General features: G+C 50.0%; 7 protein-coding genes. 2 read left to right on the plus strand and 5 right to left on the minus strand.

The features are described from left to right. Nucleotides 1–91 precede the first annotated feature (91 nt). Nucleotides 92–904: a class I SAM-dependent methyltransferase gene (locus AACZ40_RS26165; RefSeq protein WP_339676491.1), complete on the plus strand. Its 813-nt coding sequence runs from the start codon at nucleotides 92–94 to the stop codon at nucleotides 902–904. A gap of 89 nt (nucleotides 905–993) precedes the next feature. Here the strand turns inward: AACZ40_RS26165 and AACZ40_RS26170 are convergent. The 5 genes from AACZ40_RS26170 to AACZ40_RS26190 all read right to left on the minus strand — a co-directional run bounded on the left by AACZ40_RS26170 (nucleotide 994) and on the right by AACZ40_RS26190 (nucleotide 6,775). After that, a protein-coding gene (locus tag AACZ40_RS26170; protein WP_339676494.1) for an IS3 family transposase occupies nucleotides 994–2,153 on the minus strand; the annotation gives its coding sequence in 2 pieces (ribosomal slippage) (nucleotides 994–1,883 and nucleotides 1,883–2,153; 1,161 coding nt in all). A gap of 191 nt (nucleotides 2,154–2,344) precedes the next feature. Beyond that, nucleotides 2,345–2,785, minus strand: coding sequence for a hypothetical protein (locus tag AACZ40_RS26175; RefSeq protein WP_291171888.1), 441 nt, complete (start codon nucleotides 2,783–2,785; stop codon nucleotides 2,345–2,347). Nucleotides 2,786–2,883: 98 nt separating this feature from the next. Next, on the minus strand, nucleotides 2,884–3,828 hold the full coding sequence (locus AACZ40_RS26180) for a DUF1559 domain-containing protein (RefSeq protein WP_291171892.1): 945 nt from the start codon (nucleotides 3,826–3,828) through the stop codon (nucleotides 2,884–2,886). Nucleotides 3,829–4,305: 477 nt separating this feature from the next. Further along, a complete protein-coding gene (locus AACZ40_RS26185; protein WP_291171895.1) occupies nucleotides 4,306–5,367 on the minus strand; it encodes a hypothetical protein in 1,062 nt (353 codons plus the stop codon). A gap of 1 nt (nucleotide 5,368) precedes the next feature. Next, nucleotides 5,369–6,775, minus strand: a complete 1,407-nt coding sequence (locus tag AACZ40_RS26190) for an SBBP repeat-containing protein (protein WP_291171898.1) — start codon at nucleotides 6,773–6,775, stop codon at nucleotides 5,369–5,371. Between the two features lie 222 nt (nucleotides 6,776–6,997). Between AACZ40_RS26190 and AACZ40_RS26195 the strand changes: the two genes are divergently transcribed. Beyond that, the coding region (locus AACZ40_RS26195) for a DUF1549 domain-containing protein (RefSeq protein WP_339676500.1) at nucleotides 6,998–9,533 on the plus strand (2,536 nt) is incomplete at its 3' end.

Raw genomic sequence — 9,533 nt, forward strand, 5'->3', positions numbered from 1 at the left:
AGAAAAGCATCTCGCGATGCCCATTGACTGACCGTGTATTTCGTGAGACGGTTACTTATTATCTAATCTTCATCTAATGAAAAGTTCTAAAATGGAAGAGCATCGAGTCTCGCCACCAGAGGATATACAGTATGTGGACACAGACCATGCAGTTCGTGATCGTGAGTTATTTAACCAAATAGCGGAAAAGTATTGCCGCAAAGATTTATTGCCAGCAACACGACACGCTCGCAAGCACCGGCTTTTCCAGACGTTGAAAGCAGTCCAGATGTCTTCCAAAGCTGATGTGTTAGAAGTGGGATGTGGAGCAGGTTTTGCGGCAAAATACCTGGAAGGGCGCGTTGGTAGTTATTGTGGAGTAGATTACTCAGAAAAGCTGATTCACTACGCACGTGTCCATAATTCAGGTCCAGAGATCGAATTTGTAGCATCCAATATTAAAGACTTCCAACCAGGAAAGTCATTTGATCTGATATTTGCAATTGGACTTTTGCATCATTTTGATGATCTGGACTCGATGCTCAAGAGTACTATTGGGCTACTTAAGCCTGGAGGCTGGTTCGTCGCAAATGAACCACAACCAGGTAATCCACTAATCTCATTTGCAAGACGGGTTCGTAAGAGCATTGATGCGAATTATTCTGCAGAACAGAAGGAATTGACAGCAAAATCACTTAGGAGTGCCTGCGAACGAGCTAAATTGAGTTCAGTGCAGATCGTTCCACAGGGTCTGTTCTCTACTCCTTTTGCTGAGGTACCTCTTCATCCACAGTGGCTGTTCGCCCCTATATCAAATCTCGCATGTTTTACTGATAAATTTGTGGAACGATTACCTGCGAAAGTATTTCATAAACTAACTTGGAATCTCGTCGTCGCTGGTAAAAGACAAGTGCATAAAGGTTAATATTGGCTTTGCCCCGGTTCCGAAGACCGTAGTAGCTTTAACCATGTGACCTGCCTTAAAAACCTGTACCAGGTCTTATGAAGGTTGGGTTAGGTAATTTCGCTGTGCAGTTGGAATGAGGGCGCAGCCCGATTGGAAACTGCACAGCGACTCGCAAACTCTGCCGGGGTGACGTATCCCAGCGAACTGTGTGGGTGTTGCCCGTTGTAATCTTCCCACCAGGCAACTGTCAGCCTGCGGGCCGTTAACAGACTCTCAAACTCTTCGACTGCCAGAAACTCATCCCGGAAACGACTGTTGAAACTTTCCGCATAACCGTTTTCCCAGGGAGCCCCCGGCTCAATATACAACGAGTTGATCTCCAGTTGACTCAACCAACGCTGAATCGCTTTGGAGATAAATTCCGGACCGTTATCACTCCGGATGCACTGCGGCACCCCTCTGGAAGAAAACAGTTCGGCCAGAGTATTGATCACATCTTCGCTCCGAATACTTCGATCAACCTTCAATGATAAACATTCCCGGGTAAACTCATCAACAATGGAAAACCATTTCAGGGAACTGCCCGATGAGGTCCGGTCAAACACAAAGTCCCAGCACCAGACATGATCTTTCTGTTCTGGCCGCAGCAGGTGACAACCATTCCGAGAATCACCGAGCCTGCGCCGTTTTCTCTTCTTTTGAGGTACTTTCAGCCCTTCCCGACGCCATAAACGATACACGCGGGTAAAACTGGCACACCAGCCTTCCCGTTGTAACAGCCTGGCAATGCGGCGATAGCCGAATCGAGGCCGTGACCGTACCAGCTCATACATGCGCTTGACCAGGGACGGCTCATCACTGCGAGGGCTTACCTGGTAACGCTGAATGGCCCGGGGCTGATCCAGAACCAGGCACGCTCTCCGCTCAGAAACACGGAACTCATTCTGGATCGCTTTGACGGCGGCTCGTTTTCGGGAAGGGCTTACCAGTTTCCCTCCGAGATATATTTCAGCATTTTGTTATCCAGAGACAGATCGGCGACCAGTTCTTTCAGTCGCTTGTTCTCGTCTTCCAGTTGTTTGAGACGCTTGGCTTCTTCCGATTTCATGCCGCCGTACTGATTCCGCCAGCGCAAGTAAGTCGATTCACTGACCTCCAGGGTCTGCAGCACGGAAGCCAGGTCTTTACCGGCATTCAGCATCGCATCCGCATCACGCAGCTTGCGGACAATCTGCTCGGGGTTGTGACGTTTTCTTCGCTTGTTCATCAAATGTTCTCCTCGTCAAAAGGACGCTAAGAACCTTCATAACATTTGGATCAGTTTTTGAAAAGCAGACCACATGCTTTGTTTTTGCCTGGATGACGCGTATTAGTGGTAGGGGGGAAGGTCACACTCAGCATCGCCCCGACGTCACGCAAGTTGCGGACAATCTGTTCCCGGCTGTACCGATTCATCGCTCACTTACTCGTCAACTCGAAGTTAATCGTATTCGGCCCATCTTTGGCCACGGTCGCTTTGAGAGTCGTATTCTCATTATACCTTTTTGGCAGCATCTCAGGACCGGCTACTTCCGCGCCCCCGTCTGGCTTGCTGATGCGAACCATGTGATCGCCGAGGATCGCGCCGGCCGTATCATTGTTGTACATCAGCGAGTACTTCCCCTCTTCATCAGTGGCTGCAGTGGAAGCGCGAGCCTGTTTTTTCTGCTGGGCTCCCTGGGGATAAAAATCGATGATCGCGTCCGGCAACGGTTTTCCATCCAAAGTAACCTGCCCGGTCACTTCTGCCAGATCGGGTAGATCGTTACTTTTTCCGGAACAGCCTGTCAGAATCAATGGCAACATCAGCAGGCAGAAAAATCGAGGAGCAACAGGTAACTGAAAAGGATTCGAGGGCATGGATTAACTTTCGGCGTGAAAATCAAACGTCGAACGCCCCCGGTTCATTGCGCAGGGCGTTCGACGGAAAGGTTCAGATTGTAAATCAGGAAGCGGGTTTAAAACTCCGGTAATACTTCTCCACCTTTGATCGAGACCAGAGCTTGAACGACGGCAATGCGGTCTACGTTTTCACTTAAAAAGCGAACCCCACCGTCGGCCATCAGCATTTGACAGCCGCCTTCGTGGTGGCTCCCCGCTCCCCAGGCATAAGGCTTATCATAGCCCGGATGATTCTTATTGATCCCATAAGAAACAGGCAGTAACACATTCGTATGACGGTAGGAATTCCAGAAGGGACCATACGAAGCACTGGTCAGCAGCATTGAGGCTTCCATGATCATCATCGTATTACTGGTGCCATCTTTGATGTCAGAGATTCTGGCAGAACCGTTGAATCCCAGGGTCCCCTTGAGACTACTGGTATTATTTCCATACGAAGAGACCAGGCTGTATTCAGTGGTATAACCTACATGACCATAGCTCGATTTCTGGTAATCACCATATTTCGTGGGATTGGGATCAGAAGGACACAGGAAGATCGGAAAGTTATTTCTGACAACCGTCAGCTGTCCCGACCCGGCAAAAGTCGGTCCCACGGAACCACAATAACTTCCGTCAGAGCGGGCAACATGGTTTGAAGTCGACTGCGTGAAATCGTACTGGTTATAGAGATTTGCCAGGTCCATGTAGGGGAGCAGCAGCTGATAAAACGAATGGTTCATCAACAGCGGGGACGAACCGGACGGCATATCCAGCACTCGCTCACAATAACAGCTTCCCGGCGCAACGGCTGCAGGAGGGAAAACGCGATGGGCATCATGATAATTATGTAATGCGAGACCAATCTGCTTCAGATTATTCTTACAGGTGCTGCGACGGGCCGCTTCTCTCGCCTGCTGAACGGCTGGTAATAATAGTGCAATTAAGATCGCAATAATCGCGATCACCACCAGAAGCTCAATCAGGGTAAAACCCCGGTTTTGTTTTTCTCGATAACGCATCAAGAACGTACTCCCTCAAAAAGTAAAAAATAAAAATGAAATCACTATGAAGAGCAAGGAGTATTTCAGACCTTCCCTGACTGAGTCGAAAAATAATTAAATGACAACAGTGGGAACCTGATCTATTTAGTTACAACTTCCTCCATTTCACTCATTTGCAAATCATGCACCAATGATTTCATTTTTTCAGGATCCTCGCCAGAAAGATGTTTGAGTCCTCAAAATTCCTGAAATCCAAGGCAAAACAGCAGATCATAACGCCGTTCTGCGCATACCCGATTCCAGGCTTCACTCGCTGCACGTGCCTGCGGAAGATTGACCTGCAAAAAAATCAGGCACAAATGCTGAAGGATAAGTCGTTGCGGATTTCAGCAGGTGATCAGTATGTCCTGACCAGTTCCGATTCCGAAGCTGAAAAGAAAGCCTGGCACCCCAATGAGCTGACATGTCTTTTGTTCAGTTAACGCAACCTGTGAATCAAGGGAGTTCCGCAGGTTTTGCCTGAATGAGATGCAAATAGGGCTGCGCTTCCGGCCAGGATCTGACTTCAGCCATTTTCGAAGCGGGGACCTGAATGGACGTGAAAAACTCAATCGAAATCTGGTCATCAAATTTCCCTTCCAGATAACCAAAGGGAATCTTCTCTGCTTCCTGTTCCGCAGTTCCGTTTTTCACGCGGGGAGGAATAAACAGGTTCCAGAATTTTTGAGGATCTTCTTCTGTCAGCAAAGCCCTGAACCGCTGCCGGACTTTGTCACTCGCGGGTGAGTCGTCCAGATTTCGATAGACGAGAATCGCCTGAAAGGCCAGCATCTGATTCCAGTATCTTTCGGTAACCACATAGTGAGAAAAATGCAGTCGGTCATTAAACCCCAGATGGAGAGGATCATAGGGAGATTCGGGCAGCGACTTACCGGCTGCCAGCATGTCCTGCATTTTTCGCGCATCTTTATGCTGAATGGCATACATGAAATGCATTCCACTGAAAGGAGTCGCCCAGCCGTGTTCGCGTACGCTGTCTTTCAGATGAATGACCACCTCGCCATAGCGGGGAGATCCATTCGGCGGCCCGACACTGGCAAATACAGCATCAAACGCGCCATACAGCTGATTTTCCACTGCAGGCGTCGTATGCGATAAGTCATCTTTTTTCACTTCCTCTTCCACCAGCAGCGAGACCAGCGCTTTCTGCTTCAAGACATCACGCAGATTTTCAAAATGCAGTCGATTCACAATCGGCGCCGGTTTGTCTTCAATCGCTTTCAACAGCTGTTGTTCTTCTGCGGTCAGGGGAGACAGAAACAGTTCGAATTCTGCCAGCGTACAGCGGGAGCTGATCTCCAGCCATTTCCGGAGCTTGCTGGCGTCCAGTTCCCGATGGAACGGGAGCACATTAATCGCCATCCGGCGGGTCGTCGCCAGGGGATATCCCGCTTGCCGATCTGGTTTGACTGCAGGTGATTTGACAGCATTTTGTGCTTCACTCGCAATGCAAGCCGAGAAGAACACGCTGAAGATCAACAGGATTCGATAGATCATATTACTGGCTCATCTTGATCAGAAAAATGTCGTTACTGCCGTGACTTTTCAATGTATGCCCCTGATATTGAGTGGCTGGCGAGAACGCTCCGGAGACAAAGCAGTTTTGATTTTTATCCACCGCAATCGCATAACTTAAATCACTCTTCTCACCACCCAGTATTTCCAGCCAGTCAGGCTTTCCGTCAGGAGCAAAACGGGCAATAAACAGATCACGGCCTCCCAGGTTCGGATACTGTTTTCCCAGAAAGTGGACGTCATCAGAAAATTCTCCCGTGACATAACAGTTACCTGCCTGATCGGCGGCGATACCCAGCCCGTAATCAGTCTTCTCACCTCCCCCGGTATAAGCCCAGGCGGGAGAGCCATCTGCATTGATTCGCGCGACAAAGATATCATGCCCCCCCTTACTGGTCATGCTCGTTTTGCCAAAGGTCGCTTTATTTTTATACATCCCCGTCAGATAACAGTTGCCCTGTTGATCAACGGCAACGCCGGTACTCAAGCCATTTGCCTGTCCGCCGGAATTCGCCGACCAGATCAGCTTTCCCGCCGGTGACAGTTTCGCCAGAAAAATATCCTGCACCGGAGTATCGGTGCCCACCTGTTGACCGTCCAGTTCCAGCAGTCCCGTAACATAGCCACAGACATAACAGTTTCCGCTGGTATCAACGGCAATCTGATGTCCACTCTGACTGCGACCATTGCCAGCCATCTGGCTCCAGATCAGCATTCCATCCGCATCATAACGGGCTACAAACAGCGAACGGCCTTTTTTATTTCCCGTTTGCGATGTGCCAAACGTGACATCACCGGCAAACGAACCGGCCACATAGCAGTCTCCCTCGGGAGTGACTGCGATTCCGTGTCCGTAATCATAGCCCGTTCCTCCGGCACTCTCTGCCCAGAGCAGTTTTCCCTGCGAATCAAACTTGGCGATGAAATAATCGTAGTCGCCCTGGTTCTTGAGAGTTTTACCACCAATCTGAAACGTCGGGCTTTGAAAGTGTCCCGTAACATAGGAGTTTCCCGCCTGATCAACGGCAACCCCATAACCCCGGTCAATGTCTTTGCCTCCCGCGGTCTGAACCCAGAGCAGCTTTCCCGCAGGATCGTATTTGGCGAGCACAAAATCCATATTCCCCTGGCTGGTTACTGTCTGATCCCCAAACTGCGCGGTTTCTGTGAACTCACCAGTTACATAACAGTTTCCCTCCTGGTCGACAGTCATGCCACGAATCTTGTCGTGTTTCTTGCCCCCTGCCTGCTGCACCCAGAGAATCTGACGTTGAGAAGACGCCCCCTGCTTTTCACCAGAAAACGCTTCATTTGAAAAGAAAACAGGTCCTGTCAGGCTCAACAGAAAAAGCAACAGAAACAGATGACATCCGGAACAAAACGACTTCATAACAGACTTTCTTTGAAACAGTACCTTCAGAGAATGCAGCGACGTTAAACTTATCATGACAAGATTTAACCGCCAGTGACAGAACCAGAGCGGTTACATTATTTTGTTAGCATATTTAACAATCTAGCATAAACCACCTTGTGACAACAGGAAAGAGAATTTATCCTAAACATAAGTAGATAATGATATGAAATCGTTCGATACTGAAGGGGGAGTCGATGTATGCGTTATTCAGCAACAGTAATCTCACTGGTCCTGCTGGCAATCTCTCAGTCCCCGCTATACGCACAATCGACGCCGACTGAAATCGATTACCAGTCACAGATCAAGCCGCTCCTGAAGTCACACTGTTTTGCCTGCCATGGCACTCTAAATCAGGAATCCGCACTCAGACTGGACGCCGGAAAGCTGATTCTGAAAGGGGGAGAGATTGGCCCTGCTGTTGTCGCGGGCAAACCCGAGGAAAGCCTGCTGTACCAGGTACTCACGCCGGACGCCGATTTTCAGATGCCCCCCGAGGGACAGGGACGACGACTGAAATCGGATGAGATCCAACTGATTAAAAACTGGATCGCTCAGGGTGCTACTTTTCCAGCGAACGATCAACCGGAAGCAGATCCTGCAGAACACTGGGCGTTTCAACCCGTCATTCGTCCTGCTGTCCCTGAAGTGAAATCCAGACCGGCAAACCCGATTGATGCATTCATTAATGCAAGGCTGCAAGAGAATAAAGTGCGGCCCCAATCGCAGGCAGACCAGGCAACCCTGTTGCGGAGAGTCTATCTCGACCTGATCGGTCTTCCCCCAACTCCCGCTGAACTGGATGCATACCTCAGTGACACACGACCGGATGCCTGGAACCGGGTGATCGAAGACCTGCTCGCACGACCACAATACGGAGAACGCTGGGGGCGCCACTGGATGGATGTCTGGCGGTACAGTGACTGGTACGGTCGCCGTGGCGCCAAAGACATGACCAACAGCTACTCCCTGATCTGGCGCTGGCGCGACTGGATTATCCGGTCGATCAACGAGAACAAAGGCTATGATCGCATGATCCTCGAAATGCTGGCGGCAGATGAAATTGCACCGAATGATCGCGAGAACCTGGTTGCCACCGGATTTATTGTGCGCAATTTCTACCGCTGGAATTATCACACCTGGCTCAAAGACAATGTGGAACATACCGGAAAAGCCTTCCTCGGCCTGACCATGAACTGCTGCGAATGCCACGATCATAAGTATGATCCGATCACGCAAAAGGAATATTTTGCCTTCCGCTCATTCTTTGAACCAGTCGATCTCAGGCATGATCGCGTGCCCGGTGAAGCAGATCCGGGGATCTTTCCCGACTACAAACTCAGTGTCCGCAATGGTCCCGTACGCACCGGGATGGTTCGGATTTATGACAGGCACCTGGATGCCAAAGCAAAGTTTTATACCGGTGGCCTGGAACAGAATGTGGTCAAGGACAAGCCGCCGATCGAAGCATCCGCCATCGCCTTTCTGGGAGGAGACAAACTGGACTTCAAGCCGGTCGAACTCCCTCCCAGAGCCTGGTATCCCGGCTTGAAACCTTTCGTGATTCAGGAAGAAACGCAAAAACGTGAAGCCGCTTATCAGGCGGCACTCAAAAATCGGAAACAGCAGAAATCACAACTGGAACAGGAACTGAAACAACACGAATCCGCGCTGGCAGATGTTCTGGCTGCCAGGCCCGTGAATCGTGAAACCGTTGAAAGCGCGACTGCGCGACAACCTTCTTCGAGGAGCAATCAGCAGACCCTGCTGCTCAATGCGGAACAGGGACGCCGCGCACTCTCCTATGAAATCACGGACTGGAAAGCCTTTGATTCCGAAATACAGATCCAGCTTCAACTGAAGATTCTAAAAGATGCTCACGTTAATTTTCAATTATCCAACGATCTAACCGGCGGTAGAACCAATCTGTATTTCGCCTTTGAAGCAGGAAAAATCATCGCTTATGTTCCGGGTACTACGAATGCAACGACCGTTGGAACCTATCAGCATGAATCCGGTCAGCTTGAATTTAATATTACTCTTCAGCTTAAACCGGATCAGGACATTGCCCTGTTGACGATCTATGAAACAGATTCAACCAGCCCAATCCTCACTCAGACGCCGATTGCATTGAATGGCTGGAACCCGGCACTTCAGGCTAATCGAGGACTTTTCCTCGATGCACACCAGGGAACCATTGCGGAATTTGATCAAATCAGCTTTAAGAACCAGAGTGGACAGGAACTGCTACACTGCGATTTCGAATTTCCAGTATATCAATCAGGAGAAGATCTCCCCGGAATCGCACACTGGCAGCTCACCCGTTTCAGTACGGGAACCGCTTCGTCACAAGTCATTCTGAAAAGCCCGCTGACAGAAGCGGAACAGAAATGGCAACAGCAGGTTAAAGCCGGCCAACAGCAACGTAATCTGGCGCAAGCGAAACTGGAGGACCTCCAGTTAAAACAGCAGGCTGCTCAAGCAGAGCTCACCGCATATACATCACGCGTGCGCGCCGCGACGGCACGTTACATCGAGAAGTCCGGCAATGCAGAATCCCTCGAACAGGCAGCCTGCCAGGCGGAATGGCAGGCCACGCTGATCCAGGCGCAGTCGAATCACAAATCAGTCAAACTCGCTTTGTTGCAGGCAAAAATGCTCCCCGAATCAGACCAGGAACGAGCGAAGAAAATAACGGCTGCTCAGACCCAGGTCACTCAAAGTCGGACGCAGCTGA

The organism is uncultured Gimesia sp., assembly GCF_963972345.1.
Taxonomy (GTDB): domain Bacteria; phylum Planctomycetota; class Planctomycetia; order Planctomycetales; family Planctomycetaceae; genus Gimesia.

What these genes read in the sequence shown, in the direction of transcription:
- AACZ40_RS26165 (WP_339676491.1), top strand. Translation starts at nt 92, where the DNA reads ATGGAAGAGCATCGAGTCTCGCCACCAGAGGATATACAGTATGTGGAC.
- AACZ40_RS26175 (WP_291171888.1), bottom strand. Translation starts at nt 2,785, where the DNA reads ATGCCCTCGAATCCTTTTCAGTTACCTGTTGCTCCTCGATTTTTCTGC.
- AACZ40_RS26180 (WP_291171892.1), bottom strand. Translation starts at nt 3,828, where the DNA reads ATGCGTTATCGAGAAAAACAAAACCGGGGTTTTACCCTGATTGAGCTT.
- AACZ40_RS26185 (WP_291171895.1), bottom strand. Translation starts at nt 5,367, where the DNA reads ATGATCTATCGAATCCTGTTGATCTTCAGCGTGTTCTTCTCGGCTTGC.
- AACZ40_RS26190 (WP_291171898.1), bottom strand. Translation starts at nt 6,775, where the DNA reads ATGAAGTCGTTTTGTTCCGGATGTCATCTGTTTCTGTTGCTTTTTCTG.